The sequence below is a fragment of the Roseomonas sp. OT10 genome (assembly GCF_020991085.1).
Lineage (GTDB): Bacteria > Pseudomonadota > Alphaproteobacteria > Acetobacterales > Acetobacteraceae > Roseomonas > Roseomonas cutis.
Window position 1 is genome coordinate 758,809 of record NZ_CP087719.1, and the last position, 21,066, is coordinate 779,874.

A 21,066-nucleotide genomic window follows, 5' to 3' on the forward strand; every position below is an offset into this window, starting at 1 on the left:
TGACGCATCGTGCGCGCACCTGCCCGCCGCCCGCCACCGAGGTGCCCCGCCGATGAACGAGATCCGCGTGCCGCGTCCGAACGACCTCGACGCCTTCTGGATGCCCTTTTCCGACAACCGCTACTTCAAGTCGAACCCGCGCCTGCTCGCGCGGGCAGAGGGCATGTCCTACTTCACCCCGGACGGGCGCGAGATCCTGGACGGCACCGCGGGGCTGTGGTGCTCCAACGCCGGGCACGGCCGGCGCGAGATCGTCGAGGCCATCCAGAAGCAGGCGGCGATCCTGGACTTCGCCCCGACCTTCCAGCTCGGCCACCCCATCGCCTTCGAGGCGGCGGCACGGGTCGCGGAGCTGACGCCGGCGGGGATGGACCGGGTCTTCTTCACCAATTCCGGCAGCGAGAGCGCGGATACGGCGCTGAAGATCGCGCTGGCCTATCACAAGGCACGCGGCCAGTCGCAGCGCGTGCGCCTGATCGGCCGCGAGCGCGGCTATCACGGCGTGGGCTTCGGCGGCATGTCGGTGGGCGGCATCGGCGGCAACCGCAAGCAGTTCGGCGCCATGCTGCCCTATGTCGACCACCTGCCGCATACGCACCTGCCGGCGCAGAACGCCTTCAGCAAGGGCCAGCCGGAGCACGGCGCGAACCTCGCCGACGTGCTGGAGAACCTGGTCGCCCTGCACGGCGACACCATCGCGGCGGTGATGGTCGAGCCGGTGGCGGGCTCCACCGGCGTGCTGGTGCCGCCTGTGGGCTACCTGGAGCGCCTGCGCGAGCTGTGCACGAAGCACGGCATCCTGCTGATCTTCGACGAGGTGATCACCGGGTTCGGCCGCCTCGGCACGCCCTTCGGCTCCGAGCGGCTGGGCGTCACGCCCGACATCATCACCATGGCCAAGGGGCTGACCAACGCCGCCGTGCCCATGGGCGCCGTCGCCACCAGCGAGGAGATCTACCGCGCCATCGTCGAGGGCAGCCCGGCGGGGATCGAGCTGTTCCACGGCTACACTTATTCCGGCCATCCGCTGGCGGCCGCGGCGGCGATCGCCACGCTGGACCTGCACCGGGAGGAGGACCTGCCCGGCCGGGCCCGTGCCATCGAGCCCTATTGGGAGGAGCAGGTGCACCAGTTGCGCGGCACGCCGGGCGTGGTGGACCTGCGCAACTTCGGCCTGATCGCGGGCATCGAGCTGGCGCCGCGCCAGGGGGCGCCGGGCGCCCGGGCGATGGACGTCTTCCGGCGCTGCTTCGATTCCGGCGTGCTGGTCCGGGTGACCGGCGACATCGTCGCCCTGTCGCCGCCGCTGATCGTGGAGAAGCCCCAGGTGGACCGCCTGCTGAACACCTTGGACGAGGCGATCCGCGCCGAGGCAGCCTGAGCGGGCCGGCCTGTCGCCTCCGTGAGGGCGACAGGCCGCCGCCCTGTCGAAGAAGAGGTGCGACCCACCCCTCGCCGGCCGGCAACGGAAGGCCGGCCAGCGTCCCGTTCAGGGTCGTCTCAATGCTTGGTGGCGTTCTCGCGCCGGGTCGCCGCCGCCTTGCGAGCGGAGGCGGAGCGTTCCTCCGGCGTCCGCCGGGCGGCGGCCTTCTTGGCGGAGGCCGACCGGGCGCTGGCAGGCCGTGCCGCCGACGACGCACCGCCCAGCCGGCCACCCTTGCGCGACGGCTCGTGGGAGACGGCGTGACCACGGCCGGACCCGCTCTTCTTGCCGCCGCCATCCTGCTTGTTCACCGTCGCCCAGGCGCGCGCCTCGGCTTCGTCCTCCGGGACGCCCCGGGCTTCGTAGCCCTCCTCGATATGCTGCGCCTGACGCTTCTGCTTGTCCGTATAGGCGTCCTTGCTGCCGCGGCCCTGTGCCATCCGCACCTCCCCGCCTGATCCGCCCGGCGAGGCATGTCGAGGCCCCGCCCTGCCCTATGCCGGCCTGCTCCGACGGCACGCCCACCGGAATGCCGGCTCCCACGGGAACGCCCTTCCGCGCCGGGCGGTTGCCCTGCCCGCGGCGTCGGAGCGCGTCGTGCCGGACACGGGTCGACAAGTTTACGCTGCATTGCAGCAAAGGCGGTTCCACCCCCGGGCGGGACGGGCTATGGTCCGGGCGACGCCGCGCAGCCCCGGACTGCACGGGCGGCCGTGCAGGACAGGTTCGACACATCATGGCGGAGCCGAAGCCCGAATCCATGCCCGCCCCGCCGCCGGGCGGGGGCCGCTCCTCGGCAGCCTTCAAGGGCGTCTTCTGGTCGGCCATCAACATCCTGGTGCCGACGGCGGCGAACCTGCTGGTCTTCGTCGTCACCTCCCGCCTGCTGACGCCGAACGACTTCGGCCAGGTCGCCCTGGCCGCGAGCCTGGCCGCCTTCGCCTCCGCCCTGGTGCCGGCCGGCTTCGGCGAGGCGCTGGTGCAGCGCAAGGACATGCGCCCGGAGCACATGGACGGCGTGTTCTGGCTCTGCCTGCTCTCCGGCCTCGTCACCTATGCGGCGCTCGCGTTTGCCTCGCCGGCCCTGGCGCGCTTCTTCGGCGCGCCCTCGCTCGCGCTGCTGCTGCCCGTGCTGGGGCTGCGCGTCATCTCCGACGTGGCCGCGGTGGTGCCGCAGGCGGTCGTGCTGCGCGCCCTGTCCTTCCACCTCGTCGCGCTGCGGACCATGGTCGCGACGCTGGTCGCCTCCATCGTCTCGGTGGCGCTGGTGCTGGCGGGTTTCGGGCTCTGGGCGCTGGTCTTCGCCCAACTCGCCAACTCCGTCGTGGCCACCATCAGCCTGTTCTGGACCGCCGGCTGGCGGCCGCGCTGGTCCTTCCGCGGCACCGCCCTGCGCGAGCTGACGGCCTATGGCGCCTATGCCTCCGGCACGCGGGCGCTGCAGTTCCTGATGAACCAGGCGGACCAGGCGGTGGTCGGCTTCGTGCTCGGCACGGTGCAGCTCGGCCTCTACAACTTCGCCCGCCGCGTCTTCGCCATCCTGAACGACGTCACCAGCGGCGCGCTGAGCGCCGTGGCACATCCGCTCTTCTCCGGCATCCAGGACGACCTGGACCGCGTGCGGCGCGGCTTCCTGACGGCGACGCTGCTGTCCAGCATCGTCGCCTTCCCCCTCTTCGTCGGGCTGGCGCTGGTGGCGGACCGTGCGGTGCCGCTGCTCTTCGGTGCGCAATGGGTCGAGGCGGTGTGGCCGATCCGCATCCTCTGCGGGCTCGGCATCATCACCTGCATCGGCATGCTGCAGGCGGGGCTGATCAACAGCCTGGGCCGCGCCAACTGGTGGTTCTGGTACCAGCTCTTCTCGGGCGTGACGAACTTCGCGATCGTCTTCGCCTTCGCCTCCCAGGGCACCACGGTCATGCTCGCCGTCATGGTGGCGAAGACCTACCTGTTCTGGCCCGTGCCCGTGGGCATGACGCTGCGCCTGCTGGCGATGCGGCCGGGCACCTATGCCACGCAGTTCGCCGCCCCGCTCGCCGCGTCCGCACTGATGGCCGCGGCGGTGCTGGCCGGGCGCGCGGCCCTGCCGGAATTGGACGCCCTGGCCGGCCTGGCCGTGGATGTGGCGCTCGGCGCACTCGTCTACGGGGCCGCGCTGGCGCTGCTCGCGCGGCGGCGCCTGCGTGACCTGGTGCAGGTGCTGCGCGGCGCAGCGAAGCGCAAGCGCCGGCCGGCCGAGGTTCCTGCGCCGGACGGCGTGGCCTGATCCCGACAGCGGGATGACCTGACCCGTCGTGCTGCGGTGTTCCGGTGGCGGACCGGGAGGGGACGCCGTCCCCTCCCAGACCCTCCCCTGCCGGGGCCACAAGCGGGCCCCGGACCCCGCTGGGAGTTGGCTCGGAGCGGTGGGCGTCAGCCTACGGGCTGAACCCTGACGGAACTCGGGCAGGCGGGACTCTGAAAAAGCTTCAGAAGGCGTCAGCGAGGACTGCGGCCTTACCCGCCGAGGAGCCAAGCTCCTCGGCGCCTCGACCCCGTATCCGGCTGTCCCGCGGCAGCGCTGATCGGGTCCAGGGCCCGCAGGGTCCTGGCGGAGTGGGGGTACGGGGGCGAGGCAGAGCCTTGCCCCCGGCCACGGGCCGCACCCCGCGCTGGCATGGACCGGCGCGTCCCGCCGTCTGTATGGGGCGGGCCGCCCTCAGCGCAGCACCCGTCCTACCGCCTCCCTCCAGCCGTCATAGCGTTCTTCCGCCTCCGTTCGTGCCATGCGGGGGGCAAAGCGGCGATCCAGGCGCCAGTGGGTCGGGGCGCCTTCGCCCGGGGCGGGGCAGAGCCCGGCCTGCAGGCCGGCGAGGTAGGCGGCGCCCAGCGCCGTGGTTTCCGCCACCTCCGGCACGTCCACCGGGGCGCCGAGCGCGTCCGCCAGGAACTGCATGGTCCAGTCGCTGCCGGTCATGCCGCCATCGACCCGCAGCACCGTTTCCGACAGGGCGGGCCAGTCCGCGCGCATCGCCTCCAGCAGGTCGCGGGTCTGCCAGGCGACGCTTTCCAGCGCGGCGCGGGCGATCTCGGCCGGGCCGGTGCCGCGGGTGAGGCCCAGGATGGCGCCGCGCGCCGCCGCATCCCAGTGCGGCGCGCCCAGGCCGACGAAGGCGGGGACGAAGTGGACGCGCTGCGCCGGGTCGGCGCGGGCGGCGAGGGGACCGCTCTCGGCGGCGGAGGCGATCAGCCCCAGCCCGTCGCGCAGCCACTGCACCACGGCGCCGGCGACGAAGATCGCGCCCTCCAGCGCATAGGCGCGCCGCCCGCCGAGCTGCCACGCGATGGTGGTCAGCAGGCGGTGGGCGGAGCGCACCGGCGCATCGCCCGTCACCAGCAGCGCGAAGCAGCCCGTGCCGTAGGTGGCCTTCACCATCCCCGGGGCGAAGCAGGCCTGCCCCAGCGTCGCCGCCTGCTGGTCCCCGGCCATGCCGCGGATCGGCACCGCCGCGCCCAGGATGCCCGGATCGGTCGTGCCGAACTCGCCGGCGCAGTCGCGCACCTGCGGCAGCACGGCGCGGGGGATGCGGAGGTGGCGGAGGAGGTCGTCGTCCCAGTCGCCGCGCCGGATGTCGAACAGCATGGTGCGCGCGGCGTTGGTCGCGTCCGTCGCGTGCGCCGCGCCGCCGGTGAGGTGCCAGAGCAGGAAGCTGTCGACCGTGCCGAAGGCGAGCCGGCCGCGCTCCGCCGCCTCCCGCGCGCCGGGGACCTCCTCCAGGATCCAGGCGAGCTTGGTGGCGGAGAAATAGGGATCGGCGAGCAGGCCGGTGCGCTCGGCGATCGTCTCCTCCAGCCCTTCCGCCCGGAGGCGGTCGCAGAGCGGGGCGGTGCGGCGGTCCTGCCAGACGATGGCGCGGTGCACCGCCTGGCCCGTGGCGCGGTCCCAGAGCAGGGTGGTCTCGCGCTGGTTGGTGATGCCGATGCCCGCGACCTGCCGCGCCCCGGCGCCGCTCGCCGCCAGGGCTTCGCGCAGGCAGGCGACGCTGTGGGCCAGCAGGTCCTCGGGCGCGTGCTCCACCCAGCCGGGGGAGGGGAAGTGCTGCGGCAGCTCCCGCTGGGCGGCCGCGCGGGGGCGCAGGTCGGCGCCGAAGGCGATGGCGCGGGTCGAGGTCGTCCCCTGGTCGAGCGCGAGCAGAACCGTCCCGTCCGCCATCCCCTTCCTCCCTGGCCTTTGCTTGTCCGGCATAGAGGGCCAGCATAGGGGGAGGGAGGCGGCGGCGGGAACCGCCGGCCCGGCGCGAGGGAGAGCGATCGCATGGCCATCCGGATGCACGACCTGTGCGGCAGCGACCCGGCCCGGCGCTTCAGCCCCTATTGCTGGCGGGTCCGCATGGCGTTGGCGCACAAGGGGCTGGCGGTGGAGACGATCCCCTGGCGCTTCTCCGACAAGGCGGCGATCGCCGATGCGGGGGTGGAGAAGGTGCCGGTGCTGCGCGACGGCGACCGGGCGCTGGGCGAGTCCTGGGACATCCTGGAATACCTGGAGGATACCTATCCGGAGCCATCGCTGTTCCAGGGACCGGGAGGCCGGGCGCTGGCGCGCTTCATGAACGCCTGGGCGGATTCGGTGCTGGCCGCCGGCATGGCGCGGCTGGTCGTCTCTGACATCCCGCGCTGGCTGGGGCCAGCGGACCGGGAGTACTTCGTCCGCTCGCGCGAGGCGCGCTTCGGCTGCACGCTGGAGGCGCTGAACGCCGATCGCGACCGGCAGGTGGAGGCCTTCCGGCGCGAGATCCATCCGCTGCGCATGATCCTGCGCGAGCGCCCGTTCCTGCACGGGGACGCACCGGCCGCGGCGGACTACATCGCCTTCGGCCCCTTCCAGTGGGCCCGCGTGGTCAGCGCCTTCCCGGTGCTGACCCCGGACGACCCGGTCTTCGCCTGGCGTGGGCGGCTGCTGGACGCCTTCGGCGGGCTGGCGCGGCAGGGTCCGGCCGAGGACACCGCGGCCGCCTGATCCTCCGCCCTGTCCGGAGAGTGTCGACCGGAGCCTGACGGCTGCCGGCGGTTTCATCACGCCCGCCCTCCGGTGATCGCGAGAAGGGCAGTCCGTGATCCGCGGGAGCGATTCCCGCATGCCCTCCGACCGGAAACGCTTGCTGCCGGCGCGACAGGGGAGCTAGCGTTGCGGTTACAGCAACATTCGTTCCATTTTTCGGAACTCATGACCACCCTGCTCAACGCCGCCGAAGTCCTGCGCTGCTTCTCCGCCCAGCGGCTGGAGCTGTCGGTGACCGAGGTCTCCTCCCTCCTGGCCATGCCGAAGAGCACGGTCTCGCGCCTGCTCCGCGCCATGCTGGGCGCGGGCTTCCTGGAGTCCGTGCCGGGGAGCAGCCGCTACCGCCCCGGGCTGCTGATGTTCGAGCTGGGCCACACCTACCGCCGTGGCTCCACCCTTCTGGCCCAGGCGCGCGCGGCGATGGAGCGCGTGTCGCGACGCTGCGGCCATACCGGCTATGTCAGCATCCTCGACGGCGGCGACGTGCTGGGCATCGCCGCCCATGAGGGGACGAAGGTGCTGCGCGCCGGCACGCCGCCGGGCATCCGCCTGCGCGCCTTCGCCACCGCCACCGGCCGCAGCCTGCTGGCGCGCCGCGACGACGCGGCGGTGCGCGCCCTCTACCCCGCGCCGCTGCAGCCGACCAGCGCGCATTCCCCCGCCGACATGGAGGCGCTGCTGCGCCACCTCGCCGCCATCCGCCACGAGGGCTTCGCGCTGTCCCAGCACGAGGCGAACGAGGGCGCGGAATCCCTGGCCGTCGCCGTCGGCGATCCGGTGACGGGCGAGGAGCTGAGCCTCTGCATCGTCTACCCGACCAGCATGGTCGAGGCGCCGGAGCGCGACACGATCCGCGACGCGCTGCTGGCCGAGTCGCGCGACATCGCCGTGCGCACCGGCGACCCCCTGTTCCCCGCCGGGCGCGCCGCCGCCCGCGCCGCCTGACGGAAGCCCCGCATGAACACGACCAACACCCGCTGGCGCATCGGCTTCGACATCGGCGGCACCTTCACCGACTTCATCCTCTACGACGCGGCAGAGGGCACGGTGCGGCTGCACAAGCGGCTGACCACCCCGCACGACCCGTCGGAGGCGGCGCTGATCGGGCTGGAGGAGCTGGTCGCCATGGCCGGCATCACCCCGGCGGATGCGGGCGAGATCATCCACGGCACCACGCTGGTCACGAACACCGTCATCGAGCGGACGGGCGCGAAGCTCGGCCTGATCACCACGCGCGGCTTCCGCGACCTGCTGGAGATGGGCACCGAGCAGCGCTACGACATCTACGACCTGTTCCTGGGCTTCCCCCAGCCGCTGGTGCCGCGCGACCGCCGGCTCGAGGTCGCGGAGCGGATGGACCGCGACGGCCGCGTCGTCGAGGTGCTAGACGAGGAGGCCGTGCGCGCCGCCTTCCGCGCGCTGCTGGCGGACGGGGTGGAGGCGGTGGGCGTCTGCTTCCTGCATTCCTACCGCAACCCGGCGCACGAGCAGGCGGTGGGCCGCATCGCCCGCGAGGAGTTCCCCGAGCTCGCCGTCTCCCTCTCCGCCGAGGTGGTGGCGGAGATGTGGGAGTACCAGCGCTGCGTCACCACCTGCGCCAATGCCTATGTCCAGCCGCTGATGGATCGCTACCTGAAGCGCCTCGAACGCGAGCTGGCGGCGCGTGGCTTCGCCGGCGCGCTGCGGCTGATGCACTCCGCGGGCGGCCTCGTCTCCCCCGCCACGGCGCGCGCCTTCCCGATCCGGCTGCTGGAATCCGGCCCGGCCGGCGGCGGGCTGGCCACGGCGCTGTTCGGCGATCTGGCGGGCCAGAAGGACGTCATCTCCTTCGACATGGGCGGCACCACCGCCAAGGCCTGCATGGTCGAGGACGGGCGCGTCGAGATCGCCCCGATGCTGGAAGCCGGGCGCGTGCACCGCTTCAGCAAGGGCTCCGGCCTGCCGATCAAGGCGCCCGTGATCGACATGATCGAGATCGGCGCCGGCGGCGGCTCCATCGCCGGCATCGACGAGGTCGGGCTGCTGAAAGTCGGCCCGCATTCCGCCGGCTCCGACCCCGGCCCGGCCTGCTACGGCATGGGCGGCACCAAGCCCACCGTGACGGATGCCAACCTCGTCCTCGGCTACTACGATCCGGGCTTCTTCCTCGGCGGCCGCATGGCGCTGGACAAGGGTGCCGCGGAACGCGCGGTGGCGAGCGTGGCGGCGCCGCTGGGCCTCGGCGTGACGGAGGCCGCCTGGGGCATCCACAAGGTCGTGGTAGAGAGCATGGCCGCCGCCGCCCGCGTGCATCTGGTGGAGAAGGGCAAGGACCCGCGCGCCTATGCCATGGTGGGCTTCGGCGGCGCCGGCCCGGCCCATGCGGCGGACGTGGCCCGCGCGCTGGGCGTGCGCGAGGTGATCATCCCGCCCGCCTCCGGCGCCGCCTCCGCGCTGGGCTTCCTCGCCGCCCCGCTCTCCTTCGAGCTGGTGCGCTCCCTGCCGCTGGAGCTGTCGGAGGGCTTCGACGCGCCGCGCCTGAACGCCTTGCTGGCGGAGCTGGAGGCGGAGGGCCGCGCGCGGCTGGCGGAGGCGGGCGTCGCCCCGGAGGCCGTCCGCGTCGAGCGTTCCGCCGACATGCGGCTGGTCGGGCAGATGCACGACATCGCCGTGGCGCTGCCGGCGGGCGAGATCGGTCCGGGCAGCCTGGACGCCATCCGCGACGCGTTCACCCGCGTCTATGCCGCGCGCTTCACCTCCGTCTACGAGGGCGCGCGGATGGAGGCGATCAACTTCCGCGTCCGCTGCATCGGGCCGGAGCCGAAGCTGTCGCTGACCGGCGCGGTCGGCGGCGGCGACACGGCCCAGGCGGTGAAGGGCACGCGCCGCGCCTGGTTCGAGGGCGGCTGGCAGGACGCCACCGTCTACGACCGCTACGCCCTGGCCGAGGGCGACGAGATCGCAGGTCCTGCCATCATCGAGGAGCGCGAGGCCACCACCATCGTCCCGCCCGGCGACGCGGTGCGCGTGGACGCGACGCTGAACCTGCGCATCGCCATCGCCGCCCCTGCCATGGCGGGCGAGCTGGTGACGGCGGAGATGCCGCTGGCCGAGGCCATGGCGCGGATCGAGGCGGACCCGATCGCGCTGGAGATCATGTGGTCGCGGCTGGTGAACGTGGTCGAGGAGATGTGGCTGACGGTGGTGCGCACCGCCTTCTCCCTCATCGTCTCCGAGAGCCAGGACTTCGCCTGCGAGCTGCTGGACCCCACGGGCGAGACGCTGGCGCATTCCCCGCGTGCCATGCCCGTCTTCAACCTGACCCTGCCGCGCGCGGTGAAGGCGCTGCTCGCGAAGTATCCGGCGGAGACGATGAAGCCGGGCGACGTGCTGATCACCAACGACCCGTGGCTCTGCGCCGGGCACCTGTTCGACATCGCCGTCGTCACGCCCGTCTTCCGGGAGGGTAAGGTGGTCGGGCTGATGGGCACGGTGGGCCATGTCTCCGATATCGGCGGCACCAAGGATTCCCTGAAGGCGCGCGAGATCTTCGAGGAGGGGCTGCAGATCCCGCCGATGAAGCTGTTCGACGGCGGCGTGCCGAACGAGGGCTTCTTCGCCCTGTTCCGCGAGAACGTGCGCAACCCCGACCAGGTGCTGGGCGACCTGCATTCCTTCGTCGCGGCCAACGCGCTGGGCGGCGAGCGCCTTCTCGCCTTCATGCGCGACTACGGGATGAGCGACCTGCGCGCGCTGGCGGCGGTGGTGCAGGGCCGGTCGGAGAAGGCGATGCGCGACGCCATTTCTGCCCTGCCCGACGGCGACTATTTCGGCGAGATCCGCAACAACCCGATGGGGCAGGAGCTGCGCTACCCGCTCAGGCTGACCGTCGCGGGGGATGCCATCCACCTCGACTTCGACGGCGCGCCGCCGCAGCTTCCCCAGGGCGGGCTGAACTCCACGCTGAACTACACCGCGGCGCACGCGACCTATCCGCTGAAATGCATGCTGACGCCCAACGTGCGCGGCAATGCCGGCTGCTACCGTCCCTTCACCGTGGAGGCGCCGGAGGGCTCCATCCTCAACCCCCGTCGCCCGGCGGCGGTGAACATGCGCACCCGCACCGGCTGGTACCTGGCGCCGAACATCTTCCGCGCCCTGTCCGACGCGGCGCCGGGGCTGGTGCAGGCGAATACCGGCCTGCCGGTGGCGACCAACGTCTATGGCCAGGATGCCTCGGGCCGCTACTACTCCGACCACCTGTTCATCGGCGGCGGCCAGGGCGCCTCCTCGCGCGGCGACGGCAAGTCCGGCCTGCTCTGGCCGACCTCCGCCTCCAACACCTCGATCGAGTTGTTCGAGACGCGGGCGCCGGTGCTGGTGGTGGAGAAGAGCTATGTCGCCGATACCGGTGGCGCCGGGCAGCATCGCGGCGGGCTCGGGCAGCGGGTGCGGATGCGCAAGCTGCTGGAGGACGGCCGGCCCGCGCTCTTCTCCGTCTATCCGGAGGGCGTGACCAACCCGATCGACGGGCTGTTCGGCGGCTGCCCCGGCTCCGGCGCGCGCGGCCGTGTGCTCGACCTCGACGGCAACGAGGTGCACGACTGCGGCAATGGCGAGATGGTCGAGACCACCGGCCCGCACGAGGTGGTGGAGGTCGTGGTCAATGGCGGCTCCGGCTACGGCGACCCCGCCGCGCGCGACCCCGCTGCCATCGAACGCGACCTGCGCCTGGGCCTGATCACCGAGGCGGCCGCCCAGCGCGACTACGGCTGGCAGCCCGCCCGCACCGAGGAGACCGCCCAGTGAAGCTTCCGCCCCTCCCCTTCACCGCCGTCCACTGGGACGCCCTGCCGGCCACCGAGCACAAGGGCGAGACGGGCACGGCGGTCTGGCGCACGCTGAACAACGGCGACGTGCGGATGCGGGTGGTGGAGTATTCGCCCGGCTACCTGGCGGACCATTGGTGCGACCGCGGCCACGTCATCTACGTGCTGGAGGGCACGCTGGTCTCCGAGCTGAAGGACGGGCGGCGCTTCACCCTCACCGCCGGGCACGGCTACACCGTCTCCGATTTCGGCGACAGCCCGCACCGCTCCTCGACCGAGACGGGCGCGCGTCTCTTCATCGTGGACTGAGCGGATGGCCGCCACCGCCGCGCATGGCGCGCCCAGCGTCTCCCGCCCCGCCGCCTGGCTCATGCTGGCGCCGGCGCTGGCGGTGTTCCTGCTGTTCTTCGCCGTGCCCTTCGTCACCATGGCGACCATGTCCGTGATGAGCGGCAATCCGCTGGTCAGCCCGACCGCCGGCTTCACCACCCGGCACTTCGACCGGATGCTGGAGGACACCTACTACCTCGAGACCCTGTGGGCGACGCTGCGCCTGGGGCTGCTGACCACGGCGGCGACGCTGCTGATCGGCTATCCGCCCGCGCTGTGGATCGCCCGCGCGCCGAGCCGCGGCACGCGCACACTGCTGATGATGGCGGTCCTCGCGCCCATGATGATGGGCCTCGTCGTGCGCACCTATGCCTGGCTCGCGATGTACTCCAACCGGGGCGTGATCAACGGCACGCTGGTGGGGCTGGGCATCCTGGACGAGCCGATCCCCATCCTGGGCAGCGAGGCGGCGGTGGTGGTGTCGCTCGCGCACATCTACGTCCCCTACATGATCCTGACGCTGACCGGCGTGCTGGCGCGCATCGACGTGCGGCAGGAGGAGGCGGCGCGCGGCCTGGGCGCCAGCCGCTTCCGCGCCTTCCTGGAGGTGACGCTGCCGCTCTCCGTGCCGGGGATCGTGGCGGGGTCGCTGCTGGTCTTCGCGCTGGCGATCAGCGCCTATGTGACGCCGATCGTGATCGGCAACTACGAGATCCAGACCCTGCCGATCCTGATCTACCAGCAGATCTCCTCCTCCTTCAATTTGGGCTTCGCCGCGGCACTGGGCGTGGTGCTGCTGGCGGTCGCGCTGGTGCTGGTCGCCGCCTACAACCGGGCGATGGCCCGCGCGGCGGGGGCGGCGTGAGATGAGCCGCCTCTTCCTCGCCGCCAACATCGCGATCCTGGCCTTCCTGCTGCTACCGGTCGCGATCGTCCTCCTCTTCGCGCTGAACCCGGAGCCCTTCATCGCCTTCCCGCCCAGCGGCTTCTCCCTGCGCTGGTACGCGAAGTTCCTGACCAGCCGCGACTTCATGGGCGCCTTCGGCCTCTCCCTCGGCCTGGGCGTGGCCACCGTGATCCTGGCGGGCAGCATCGGCACCCTGGCGGCGCTGGCCATCGCGCGCGGCAACCTGCCGGGGCGGCACGCGCTGACGGCCGTCTTCCTCTCGCCGCTGGTGCTGCCCGGGCTGCTGACGGGCTTTGCCATGTTCCAGCTCGTCATGGTGCTGGGGGTGGGGCGCAACACCTGGGTGCTGCTGGCCGGCCATACGGTGGTCGCCATCCCCTATGTGATGCGCACGGTGCTGGCCGTGCTGGCGAATGCCGACCGCTCGATCGAGGAGGCGGCGCGCGGCCTCGGCGCGACGCCCTCGGTGGTGTTCCGCGAGGTGACGCTGCCGCTGATCCGGCCCGGGGTGATCGCGGGCGGCCTCTTCGCCTTCATCACCAGCTTCGACCAGTTCCCGGTCAGCCTCTTCCTGGTGGCGCCGGGCAGCGAGACCCTGCCCATCACCATGTTCAACTACCTGCGCTTCGACTTCGACGGCACCATCGCCGCGGCCAGCACCGTCTCCGTGGCGCTGGCCGTCCTGCTGGTGCTGGCGATCGAACGCACGGTCGGCCTGCAAACCTCCTCGAAGTTGTGAAAGGGACCACGATGCTGAACCGTCGCGTCTTCCTGGGGGCCGCCGCCGGCACCCTGGCCATGCCTGCCCTGGTGGGCGCGCAGGCCGCCAACACGCTGCGCATCACCGGCTGGGGCGGGCTCTGGGGCGAGACCATGCGCGCCAACGTGATCCCCGCCTTCGAGAAGGCGCACAACTGCACGGTCGAGGTGGACACCGCCTTCCCCTTCGTGCCGAAGCTGCTGGCCAGTCCGCGCGGCCGCCCGATCTACGACGTGCTGCACACCAACACCAACGAGCAGTGGTCGGTCTTCGAGCAGGGGCTGGTGGAGCGCCGGCCGGACCTGTCGAAGATCCCCAACGCCGCGAACATCCACGCCTACGCCACCTCCGACCACATGGTGGGCGTCGCGATCTTCACCTCCGCCATCGGCATCGCCTGGCGCAAGGACCGCATCCAGGCCCCGCCGGTGGGCTGGGCCGATTTCTGGAAGCCGGAATTCGCCGGCAAGCGCGCCAGCTACGTCATCCCGGCGAACTCGCTGGGCCAGTCGCTGTTCATGATGGCGGGCCGGGTCTTCGGCAAGGGCTACCAGGACCTCGACGCCTCCTTCAAGGCGATGGAGCGGCTGCGCCCGGTGCGACTGTTCGACTTCACGGGCGGGGCGGAGAACGCGATCCTGGCCGGCGAGATCGACATCTGCGTCCTCCACGACACGGCCGTCTACCGCAACCAGGACAAGGTCCCGGCCGAGTTCACCGCGCCGACCGAGGGGGTGATGGCGCTGGAGCAGGTGCTCTCCACCACCAAGGGCACGCAGAAGACCGAGCTGGCGAACGCCTGGATCAACCACATGCTCAGCCTCGAGGTCCAGAAGCTGATGGCGGAGAAGGTGTGGTACAGCCCCGTCCGCAAGGACATCGACCTGGACGCGAAGTACCGCGGCAAGCTGCTGACCACGCCGGCCGAGGTCGCCACGCTGATCCAGCTCCCCTGGCGCTGGTACAACGAGAACAAGGACCGGATCGACGACCGCGTGAACCGCATCTTCCGGGGCTGATCCGGACATGAGCGGAACGGGCCGCGAGGGGCCGCGTCCCCTCGCGCTGGATGGGCTGCGCAAGGGCTTCGGCACCGGCGCGCCCGCTGTGGACGGGGTGAGCATGCGGATCGAGGAGGGGGAGTTCTTCTCCCTCCTCGGCCCCTCCGGCTGCGGCAAGACCACCACGCTGCGCATGATCGCGGGGTTCGAGCTGCCGGATGCGGGCCGCATCCTGCTGGGATCGGAGGACATCACCCCCCTGCCGCCGGAGCGGCGCGACATGGGGATGGTGTTCCAGAACTACGCCCTCTTCCCGCACCGGACCATCGCGGAGAACGTCGCCTTCGGGCTGCGGATGCGCGGCCTGCCGAAGGCGGAGATCGCCTCCCGCGTCGCCGAGGCCCTGGCCCTGGTCCGCCTGACCGGCTTCGGGGAGCGGCGCCCGTCGCAGCTCTCCGGCGGGCAGCAGCAGCGCGTCGCGCTGGCGCGGGCCATCGTCATCCGCCCCACCGTGCTGCTCTGCGACGAGCCGCTGGGCGCGCTGGACAAGAAGCTGCGCCGCGAGATGCAGTTCGAGCTGAAGCAGCTCCATCGCCGCCTCGGCCTCACCATGGTCTACGTCACCCACGACCAGGAGGAGGCGCTGACCATGTCCGACCGGATGGCGGTGATGCATGCCGGCCGGGTCGCGCAGCTCGGCCCGCCGGGCGAGATCTACGACCGTCCCGTCACCCGCTTCGTGGCCGACTTCATCGGCGACACGAACATCCTGGAGGGCGAGGCTTCTGGCGCCGGGCTGGCCATGCCCGGGGGCTGGCACCTGCCGCTTCCCGTTCCCCCGGCCGGCCGCACCGCCGTCGCCCTGCGCCCCGAGCGGGTGCGGCTGGATGCGCCCGGCCAGGGGCTGGTGGACGCGGCGGTGGAGGAGGCCAACTTCCTCGGCGATTCCGTGCTGCTCAAGCTGGCCCTTCCGGGCGGCACCCCAATGCTCGCCCGCGCGCCCCGGCACACCGAGGCGCCCTTCCTGCAACCCGGCGGCCAGGTCAGCCTGGCCTGGCTGCCCGAAGACCCGGTGGTGCTGGCCGATGCTTGATGCTCCGACGACGAACACGACCGCGACGCTGCGCGTGCTGGTGATCGGCCAGTCGCCGCGCCCGGAGATCGAGGAGCAGTTCGCCCTCGCCGTGCCGGGGATGCGCATTGCCGTCGAGGGCGCGCTGGACGGCATGACGCGCGAGGAGATCGCGCGCGACGCCGCGCCGCGTTCCGATGCGGACACGCTCTTCACCGTGCTGCCCTCGGGCGAGACGACGAAGATCTCCAAGGCGGTGGTGACGGAGAAGCTGGTGGGCAAGCTGGGCGTGCCCGGCCCGACGCTGCTCAACTGCACCGGCGCCTTCAAGGGCCTGCCGGAGCGCGCCGACCTGGTCCAGCCCTCCGCGGTGCTGGAGGGGCTGACGGCGGCGCTGCTGCCGAAGGGCCGGCTCGGCCTCCTCGTGCCCGTGCCGGAGCAGGTGGAGAGCCTGACCGCCAAGCGTGCCCGCCCGGGGCTGGAGGTGGTGGCGATGCCGCTGCAGCCGCTCTCCGACGAGGCCACAATCGAGGCCGCCGGCCGCGCCATGGCGGCGCACAAGCCCGACCTGCTGGTGCTGGACTGCATGTCCTACACCGCCGCCGACAAGGCGATCCTGGGGCCGATCGTCGGCTGCCCCGTGCTGGTCTCCATCGAGGTCGCGGCCCGTGCCGCCGCCTGCCTGCTGCCGGCCTGATCCATGCGGGAGCTGAGCCTGGAGGATGTGGAGGCGCTGTCCGTCGGCGCCTGGGTGCTGGGGACGGGCGGCGGCGGCTCTCCCTATCACGCCCTGCTGAACGTGCGCCGGGCCTATGCGGCGGGGAAGCGCGTCTCGCTGATGCAGCCGGAGGAGCTGGCCGACGACGACTGGGTCGCCGTCATCTCCGGCATGGGCGCGCCGCTGGTGAGCCAGGAGCGGCTGCCGGACAATGAGAGCATCGCCCGCGCCATCCGGCTGATGGAGGAGTATGCGGGCATCCGCTTCCGCGCGGTGATGAGCATCGAGATCGGCGGCAACAACGGCGTCAAGCCGCTGATGGCCGCGACCGAGCTGGGTATCCCCGTGCTGGACGCCGATGCCATGGGCCGCGCCTACCCGGAGGCGCAGATGACCAGCTTCGCGGTGGGCGACCTGCGCCCCTGGCCGCTCGCCATGGTCGATCCGCGCGGCATCGAGGGCATCGTCGCCAAGGTCCCGTCCTGGAAGTGGATGGAGCGCATGGCGCGCAAGATGTGCGTCGAGCTGGGCTCCACCGTCGCCAACTGCAAGGCGCCGCGCACGGGGGCGGAGGTGAAGCGCTGGGGCATCCTGCACACCACCACCCAGGCCATCGACCTCGGCAACGCCGTGCGCCGGGCGCAGCGCGAGCACAGCGACCCGATCGAGGCGGTGCTGCGCCAGCAGAAGGGCGTGAAGCTGTTCCGCGGCAAGGTGAAGGACGTCGCCCGCCGCACCACCGAGGGCTTCCTGCGCGGGACCTTGCAGGTGGAGGGGCTGGACGAGGACCGCGACAGCCGCTTCGAGCTGGCCTTCCAGAACGAATGGGCGGTGGGCTGGCAGGATGGCGTGCCGCGGGTGATGACGCCGGACCTGATCTGCGTGCTCGACACCGCCTCGGGCGAGGCGATCGGCACGGAGACCATCCGCTACGGCCAGCGCGTCACCGTCATCGCCCTGCCGGCGCCGCCGGTCTTCCTCACCCCCCGGGGGCTGGAGTTCGTGGGCCCGCGCGCCTTCGGCTACGACCTCGACTTCACCTCGGTGTTCCCGTCATGAGACGTATCGGCATCGATGTCGGCGGCACCAACACGGATGCCGTGCTGCTGGACGGCGATCGCATCGCCGCCGCGGTCAAGACGCCCACCACGGCGGACGTGCTCTCCGGCGTGCGCCAGGCGCTGCGGGAGGTGACGGCCTCGGCCGTCACCTCCGGACAACAACCGACGGCCTCGGCCGTCACCCCCGGACAACAGCCGACGGCCGCCGCCGGTACCACGGCGGTGCAGGCGGTGATGATCGGCACCACGCATTTCGTGAACGCCGTGGTGCAGCGGCGGGATCTGGAGAAGGTGGGCGCGATCCGGCTGGGCATGCCCGCCGCCGCCTCCCTGCCGCCCTTCTGCGACTGGCCCGCCGACCTGGCGCCGCTGGTGGAGGGCGCGGTGCACATGGTCGAGGGCGGCTACGACTATGACGGCCGGCCGATCATGCCGCTGGACGAGCGCGGCGTCGCCCGGGCCGCGCGCGCGATCCGCGAGGCCGGCCTGTCCTGCATTGCCATCAGCGGCATCTTCTCGCCGCTCGATCCCTCGATGGAGGTGCGGGCCGAGGCGATCGTGCGGCAGGAGCATCCGGAGGCCAGCATCACCCTCTCGCACCAGCTCGGCCGCATCGGCCTGCTGGCGCGCGAGAACGTGGCGCTGATGAACGCCTCCCTCACCCCGCTCGCGCGCCACACCATCCGCGCCTTCGAGGCGGCGCTGCGCGATGCGGGGATCGACGCCCCGCTCTACGTCACCCAGAACGACGGCACGGTGATCCGCGCGGCCATGGCGGAGCGCTTCCCCGTCCTGTCCTTCGCCTCCGGCCCGACCAACTCCATGCGCGGCGCCGCCTTCCTGACGGGGCTGAAGGACGCGCTGGTCGTCGATGTCGGCGGCACCACCAGCGACGTGGGCGCGCTGCGCGCCGGCTTCCCGCGCGAGGCCAATTCCGTCGTCGAGGTCGGGGGCGTCCGCACCCTGTTCCGCATGCCCGACCTGCTCTCCATCGGGCTGGGCGGCGGCTCGCACGTCTCCCTCGATCCGCTCTCCATCGGGCCGCGCAGCGTCGGCTTCCGCCTGCTCTCCGAGGCGCGGGTCTTCGGCGGCGCCACCCTCACCACCACGGATGTCGCGGTGGCGGGCGGGCGGCTGGCGCTGGGCGACGCCGCCCGCGTGGCCGACCTCTCCGCCGCCCAGGTCGAGGCGGTCTTCGCCCGGGCGGCGCGGATGCTGGAGGATGCGGTGGACCGGATGAAGACCGAGGCCGCGGACGTCCCGCTGCTCGCGGTCGGCGGCGGCGCCTTCCTGGTGCCGGACCGGCTCGCCGGCTGCTCCGCCGTGCTGCGGCCGGAGAACGGGCACGTCGCCAATGCGGTCGGCGCCGCCATCGCCCAGGTCTCGGGCGAGGTGGACCAGGTCTTCCAGGGCCTCTCCCGCACCGAGGCGATGGCCGAGGCCGAACGCCTCGCCCGTTCCCGCGCGGTGGAGGCGGGCGGCGCCGAGGCCAGCCTGTCGCTGGTGGATATCGAGGACCTGCCGCTCGCCTACATGCCCGGCGGCGCGCTGCGGGTGCGGGCGCGGGTGGTGGGCGACATCGCCGCGTGACGGCCGCCTGACCGGCCCCCGCGCTCCGCTGCCGGGGCGGGGGCCGGGCGTCAGCCGGCCGGGGAGGGGGGCTCGGCGGCCGCCGGGGCCTCGGGAGGGGTGTCGGGGGCGGGCGCCTCCTCGACACTGGCCACGGGCACGGGGGCCGGAACCTCCGTCAGCCGGCGCAGGGCGCGGGTGGCGCGGTTGAGGGCGATGGACTCGCCATCCTCCGGCTCCAGGGCGAACAGCAGCACGGAGCGGCCGGTGACGAGGTACTCGTCGCCGCTGCCGAACAGCTCCGCCTCCAGCCCATCGGGCAGGTTGGTGTCCATCAGGCAGTGCCAGGTCTTGCCGCCGACCACCTCCGGCAGCCGGAACTTCACCACGTCGTGGTGCGCGTTCAGCACCAGCAGGGCGGTGGCGTCCATCGAGGGCCGGTGCAGCCCCGTCGCCCGGGCCCGGCCGTCCAGCAGCATGCCCAGGCAGCGGGCGCTGGCATCGTCCCACTGACCCTGCTGCATCGGCTCGCCGGTGGGCGAGATCCACTCCACGTCCTTCACGTCCAGCTCGGCATTGTGCCGCCCCGTCAGGAAGCGGCCGCGGCGCAGGATCGGCAGGGTCTTGCGCAGGGCGATCAGCTTGCGGGTGAAGGCGATCAGCGACTGGCCGTCCTCGTCGATGCCCTCCCAGTCGATCCAGTTCAGCTCGTTGTCCTGGCAGTAGGTGTTGTTGTTGCCCTGCTGCGTGCGGCCCAGCTCGTCGCCGGCCAGGATCATCGGCGTGCCCTGCGAGAGCAGCAGGGTGGAGAGCAGGTTGCGCTTCTGCCGCTCGCGCAGCGCCCGGATCTCCGGGTCGTCGGTCGGACCCTCGACACCGCAGTTCCAGGACTGGTTGTCGGAATGGCCGTCGCGGTTGTCCTCGCCATTGGCCTCGTTGTGCTTCTCGTTGTAGCTGACGAGGTCGTGCAGGCAGAAGCCGTCGTGCGCGGTGACGAAGTTCACCGAGGACCAGGGCCGCCGCCCGCGCTTGTTGAAGGCGTCGCCGGAGGCGGTGAGCCGCGTGGCGAGGCCGGGCAGCTTGCCCTCGTCGCCCTTCCAGTAGCTGCGGACCGTGTCGCGGAACTTGTCGTTCCATTCCGCCCAGCCGGGCGGGAAGCCGCCGACCTGGTAGCCGCCGGGGCCGATGTCCCAGGGCTCGGCGATCAGCTTGACGGAGGAGAGCACCGGGTCCTGGCGGCAGGAATCGAGGAAGCCGCCGCCCTCGTCGAAGCCGTAGGGCTCGCGCCCCAGGATGGTGGCGAGGTCGAAGCGGAAGCCGTCGACGTGCATCTCCTGCACCCAGTAGCGCAGGCTGTCGGTGACCATCTGCAGCACGCGCGGGTGGGAGAGGTTCACCGTGTTCCCGGTGCCCGTCTCGTTGATGTAGTAGCGCTGGTTGTCGGGGATCAGCCGGTAGTAGCTGGCGTTGTCGATGCCCTTGAAGGAGAGGGTCGGCCCCTTCTCGTTGCCCTCGGCGGTGTGGTTGTAGACCACGTCGAGGATGACCTCGAGCCCCGCATCGTGCAGCCGCGCCACCATCTCCTTGAACTCGGCGAGCGAGCCTGTCGCGGAGTAGCGCAGCTCCGGCGCGAAGAAGCCGATGGTGTTGTAGCCCCAGTAGTTGGCCAGCCCCTTGTCCGTCAGGTGCTGGTCCTGCACGAAGGCGTGCACCGGCAGCAGCTCGACCGAGGTGACGCCGAGCGAGCGGATGTAGTCCACCACCTCCTTCTGCCCGAGCCCGGCATAGGTGCCGCGCAGCTCCTCCGGCACGGCGGGATGGCGCTGGGTGAAGCCCTTCACATGGGTCTCGTAGAAGATGGTCTCGCCCCAGGGGATGCTGGGCGAGCGGTCGCGGCCCCAGGTGAAGGCCGGGTCCACGACGCGGCACTTGGGCATGAAGGGCGCGCTGTCGCGCTCGTCGAAGGAGAGGTCGTCGCCGCTCTCCATGGCGTAGCCGAAATGGGACGCATCCCAGCGCAGCTCGCCGCTCAGCCCCTTGGCATAGGGGTCGAGCAGCAGCTTGTTCGGGTTGAAGCGATGCCCGTTCGCCGGGTCGTAGGCCCCGTGGACGCGGTAGCCGTAGAGCGTGCCCGGCCGTGCATCGGGCAGGTAGCAGTGCCAGACCTCGTCGGTGAATTCCGGCATCTCGATGCGTTCGAGTTCCGTCTCCCCCTTCCGGTCGAAGAGGCACAGCTCGACCTTGCTGGCATGCGCGGAGAACAGCGCGAAGTTGACCCCCAGCCCGTCCCAGGTCGCTCCGAGCGGGAAGGGATTGCCCTCCCGCATGCGCAGGTCGCGGCTGATCGACGCGCTCGCCAAGGGAGCGCGGCCGTTGGTC

Annotated in this window: 16 protein-coding genes; 13 read left to right on the forward strand and 3 right to left on the reverse strand. The window is 72.0% G+C overall.

Annotation, left to right across the window (positions count from 1 at the left end; all coding sequences use genetic code 11):
* Nucleotides 1-52 precede the first annotated feature (52 nt).
* Nucleotides 53-1,381 carry an omega-aminotransferase AptA gene (gene aptA, locus LPC08_RS03510; RefSeq protein ID WP_230451361.1) on the forward strand — a complete coding sequence of 443 codons (1,329 nt, stop codon included), beginning with the start codon at nucleotides 53-55 and terminating at the stop codon, nucleotides 1,379-1,381.
* A 119-nt stretch (nucleotides 1,382-1,500) separates the two neighbouring features.
* On the opposite strand, the gene LPC08_RS03515 is transcribed toward aptA, so the two are convergent.
* Nucleotides 1,501-1,863: a plasmid stabilization protein gene (locus tag LPC08_RS03515; RefSeq protein ID WP_230451362.1), complete on the reverse strand. Its 363-nt coding sequence runs from the start codon at nucleotides 1,861-1,863 to the stop codon at nucleotides 1,501-1,503.
* 296 nt (nucleotides 1,864-2,159) lie between these two features.
* Here LPC08_RS03515 and LPC08_RS03520 point away from each other — a divergent pair, with 296 nt between their 5' ends.
* A complete protein-coding gene (locus LPC08_RS03520; RefSeq protein WP_230451363.1) occupies nucleotides 2,160-3,689 on the forward strand; it encodes a lipopolysaccharide biosynthesis protein in 1,530 nt (509 codons plus the stop codon).
* Nucleotides 3,690-4,121: 432 nt separating this feature from the next.
* Here LPC08_RS03520 and glpK read toward each other — a convergent pair whose 3' ends face one another.
* Entirely contained in the window at nucleotides 4,122-5,615 is a 1,494-nt protein-coding gene (glpK, locus tag LPC08_RS03525) for a glycerol kinase GlpK (RefSeq protein ID WP_230451364.1), read from the reverse strand.
* 102 nt (nucleotides 5,616-5,717) lie between these two features.
* Between glpK and LPC08_RS03530 the strand changes: the two genes are divergently transcribed.
* From LPC08_RS03530 to LPC08_RS03580, 11 genes are all read left to right on the forward strand, one after another.
* Nucleotides 5,718-6,419: a glutathione S-transferase family protein gene (locus tag LPC08_RS03530; RefSeq protein WP_230451365.1), complete on the forward strand. Its 702-nt coding sequence runs from the start codon at nucleotides 5,718-5,720 to the stop codon at nucleotides 6,417-6,419.
* A 207-nt stretch (nucleotides 6,420-6,626) separates the two neighbouring features.
* Nucleotides 6,627-7,406 carry an IclR family transcriptional regulator gene (locus tag LPC08_RS03535; protein ID WP_230451366.1) on the forward strand — a complete coding sequence of 260 codons (780 nt, stop codon included), beginning with the start codon at nucleotides 6,627-6,629 and terminating at the stop codon, nucleotides 7,404-7,406.
* A gap of 12 nt (nucleotides 7,407-7,418) precedes the next feature.
* A complete protein-coding gene (locus LPC08_RS03540; protein ID WP_230451367.1) occupies nucleotides 7,419-11,249 on the forward strand; it encodes a hydantoinase B/oxoprolinase family protein in 3,831 nt (1,276 codons plus the stop codon).
* Nucleotides 11,246-11,578 carry a DHCW motif cupin fold protein gene (locus tag LPC08_RS03545; RefSeq protein ID WP_230451368.1) on the forward strand — a complete coding sequence of 111 codons (333 nt, stop codon included), beginning with the start codon at nucleotides 11,246-11,248 and terminating at the stop codon, nucleotides 11,576-11,578. The genes LPC08_RS03540 and LPC08_RS03545 overlap by 4 nt, the downstream gene beginning before the upstream one ends.
* Nucleotides 11,579-11,582: 4 nt before the next feature.
* Nucleotides 11,583-12,464 carry an ABC transporter permease gene (locus LPC08_RS03550; protein ID WP_230451369.1) on the forward strand — a complete coding sequence of 294 codons (882 nt, stop codon included), beginning with the start codon at nucleotides 11,583-11,585 and terminating at the stop codon, nucleotides 12,462-12,464.
* Nucleotide 12,465: 1 nt separating this feature from the next.
* Entirely contained in the window at nucleotides 12,466-13,245 is a 780-nt protein-coding gene (locus tag LPC08_RS03555; RefSeq protein ID WP_230451370.1) for an ABC transporter permease, read from the forward strand.
* A gap of 11 nt (nucleotides 13,246-13,256) precedes the next feature.
* Nucleotides 13,257-14,285 carry an extracellular solute-binding protein gene (locus LPC08_RS03560; RefSeq protein ID WP_230451371.1) on the forward strand — a complete coding sequence of 343 codons (1,029 nt, stop codon included), beginning with the start codon at nucleotides 13,257-13,259 and terminating at the stop codon, nucleotides 14,283-14,285.
* A 7-nt stretch (nucleotides 14,286-14,292) separates the two neighbouring features.
* Nucleotides 14,293-15,360 (forward strand): ABC transporter ATP-binding protein, encoded by a 1,068-nt coding sequence (locus tag LPC08_RS03565; protein WP_230451372.1) that lies wholly within the window; start codon nucleotides 14,293-14,295, stop codon nucleotides 15,358-15,360.
* Nucleotides 15,353-16,036, forward strand: a complete 684-nt coding sequence (locus tag LPC08_RS03570) for an AroM family protein (RefSeq protein ID WP_230451373.1) — start codon at nucleotides 15,353-15,355, stop codon at nucleotides 16,034-16,036. The genes LPC08_RS03565 and LPC08_RS03570 overlap by 8 nt, the downstream gene beginning before the upstream one ends.
* A gap of 3 nt (nucleotides 16,037-16,039) precedes the next feature.
* Nucleotides 16,040-17,116 (forward strand): S-methyl thiohydantoin desulfurase family protein, encoded by a 1,077-nt coding sequence (locus LPC08_RS03575; RefSeq protein WP_230451374.1) that lies wholly within the window; start codon nucleotides 16,040-16,042, stop codon nucleotides 17,114-17,116.
* Nucleotides 17,113-18,708 carry a hydantoinase/oxoprolinase N-terminal domain-containing protein gene (locus LPC08_RS03580; RefSeq protein ID WP_230451375.1) on the forward strand — a complete coding sequence of 532 codons (1,596 nt, stop codon included), beginning with the start codon at nucleotides 17,113-17,115 and terminating at the stop codon, nucleotides 18,706-18,708. Before LPC08_RS03575 ends, LPC08_RS03580 begins: the two co-directional genes overlap by 4 nt.
* A 50-nt stretch (nucleotides 18,709-18,758) precedes the next feature.
* On the opposite strand, the gene glgX is transcribed toward LPC08_RS03580, so the two are convergent.
* Complete coding sequence (gene glgX, locus LPC08_RS03585; RefSeq protein WP_230452971.1) at nucleotides 18,759-21,014, reverse strand: glycogen debranching protein GlgX; 2,256 nt, start codon at nucleotides 21,012-21,014, stop codon at nucleotides 18,759-18,761.
* Between the last annotated feature and the right edge of the window lie 52 nt (nucleotides 21,015-21,066).

Coding starts and splice junctions, on each gene's coding strand:
- LPC08_RS03570 (WP_230451373.1), top strand. CDS start 15,353: ATGCTTGATGCTCCGACGACGAACACGACCGCGACGCTGCGCGTGCTG.
- LPC08_RS03560 (WP_230451371.1), top strand. CDS start 13,257: ATGCTGAACCGTCGCGTCTTCCTGGGGGCCGCCGCCGGCACCCTGGCC.
- LPC08_RS03540 (WP_230451367.1), top strand. CDS start 7,419: ATGAACACGACCAACACCCGCTGGCGCATCGGCTTCGACATCGGCGGC.
- glgX (WP_230452971.1), bottom strand. CDS start 21,014: ATGCGGGAGGGCAATCCCTTCCCGCTCGGAGCGACCTGGGACGGGCTG.
- LPC08_RS03565 (WP_230451372.1), top strand. CDS start 14,293: ATGAGCGGAACGGGCCGCGAGGGGCCGCGTCCCCTCGCGCTGGATGGG.
- LPC08_RS03580 (WP_230451375.1), top strand. CDS start 17,113: ATGAGACGTATCGGCATCGATGTCGGCGGCACCAACACGGATGCCGTG.
- LPC08_RS03515 (WP_230451362.1), bottom strand. CDS start 1,863: ATGGCACAGGGCCGCGGCAGCAAGGACGCCTATACGGACAAGCAGAAG.
- LPC08_RS03535 (WP_230451366.1), top strand. CDS start 6,627: ATGACCACCCTGCTCAACGCCGCCGAAGTCCTGCGCTGCTTCTCCGCC.
- LPC08_RS03555 (WP_230451370.1), top strand. CDS start 12,466: ATGAGCCGCCTCTTCCTCGCCGCCAACATCGCGATCCTGGCCTTCCTG.
- aptA (WP_230451361.1), top strand. CDS start 53: ATGAACGAGATCCGCGTGCCGCGTCCGAACGACCTCGACGCCTTCTGG.
- LPC08_RS03530 (WP_230451365.1), top strand. CDS start 5,718: ATGGCCATCCGGATGCACGACCTGTGCGGCAGCGACCCGGCCCGGCGC.
- LPC08_RS03575 (WP_230451374.1), top strand. CDS start 16,040: ATGCGGGAGCTGAGCCTGGAGGATGTGGAGGCGCTGTCCGTCGGCGCC.
- glpK (WP_230451364.1), bottom strand. CDS start 5,615: ATGGCGGACGGGACGGTTCTGCTCGCGCTCGACCAGGGGACGACCTCG.
- LPC08_RS03520 (WP_230451363.1), top strand. CDS start 2,160: ATGGCGGAGCCGAAGCCCGAATCCATGCCCGCCCCGCCGCCGGGCGGG.
- LPC08_RS03550 (WP_230451369.1), top strand. CDS start 11,583: ATGGCCGCCACCGCCGCGCATGGCGCGCCCAGCGTCTCCCGCCCCGCC.